We start from the raw sequence: 1,126 nt of genomic DNA, 5'->3' as shown, positions 1-1,126 counted from the left end.
TTTTAGCGACGACGCCGGCGCCGACGGTACGACCGCCCTCGCGGATGGCGAAGCGCAGACCTTCGTCCATGGCAATCGGCGCGATCAGGCTGACCCGCATCTTGACGTTGTCGCCGGGCATGATCATTTCAACCCCTTCCGGCAGATCCACCGACCCGGTCACATCGGTGGTGCGGAAGTAGAATTGCGGCCGGTAGCCTTTGAAGAACGGGGTGTGCCGTCCGCCTTCTTCTTTGCTGAGAATGTAGACTTCGGCTTCAAAGTCGGTGTGCGGGGTGATGGTGTTGGGTTTGGCCAGTACTTGCCCGCGTTCGACGTCGTCGCGCTTGGTGCCGCGCAGCAGGACGCCGACGTTGTCGCCGGCTTCGCCTTGATCCAGCAGTTTGCGGAACATTTCCACCCCGGTGCAGATGGTCTTCACCGTGGGCCGGATGCCAATGATGGCGACTTCTTCGCCGACTTTGACCCGCCCGCGTTCGATCCGTCCGGTGACGACGGTGCCGCGCCCGGAGATCGAGAACACGTCTTCAATCGGCATCAGGAACGGCTTGTCAATCTCGCGCACCGGTTGCGGGATGTAGGCGTCCATCGCTTCGACCAAACGGTGGATCGAGGGTTCGCCGATCTCGCTGGGGTCGCCTTCCAGCGCTTTGAGCGCCGAGCCGGTGATCAGCGGGAGATCGTCCCCGGGGAAGTCGTAGCTGCTGAGCAGTTCGCGCACTTCCATTTCGACCAGTTCCAGCAGTTCGGCGTCGTCCACCATGTCGGCTTTGTTCAGGTAGACCACGATGTAGGGAACCCCCACCTGCCGCGCCAGCAGGATGTGTTCCCGGGTCTGCGGCATCGGGCCGTCCGCCGCCGATACCACCAGAATCGCGCCGTCCATCTGTGCCGCGCCGGTAATCATGTTTTTGATGTAGTCGGCATGTCCCGGACAGTCGACATGGGCATAATGCCGCGCCGGCGATTGGTATTCGACATGCGCCGTGGCAATGGTGATGCCCCGTGCTTTCTCTTCCGGCGCCGAATCAATCTGGTCGTAGGCTTTGAATTCACCGCCAAACTTTTGCGCCATCACTTTGGTGATCGCCGCCGTCAGCGTGGTCTTGCCGTGATCCACATGACC

General features: G+C 61.5%; 1 protein-coding gene. It reads right to left on the bottom strand.

Annotated elements, in window-relative coordinates; translation table 11 throughout:
- On the bottom strand, window positions 1-1,126 hold a 1,126-nt coding region (gene tuf, locus BN874_RS03665; RefSeq protein ID WP_230314316.1), incomplete at both ends, for an elongation factor Tu.

The sequence above is a fragment of the Candidatus Contendobacter odensis Run_B_J11 genome (assembly GCF_000531125.1).
Lineage (GTDB): Bacteria > Pseudomonadota > Gammaproteobacteria > Competibacterales > Competibacteraceae > Contendibacter > Contendibacter odensensis.
Note: the sequence above shows the minus strand (reverse complement) of the source record. Positions and strands in the feature narration are given on the sequence as shown.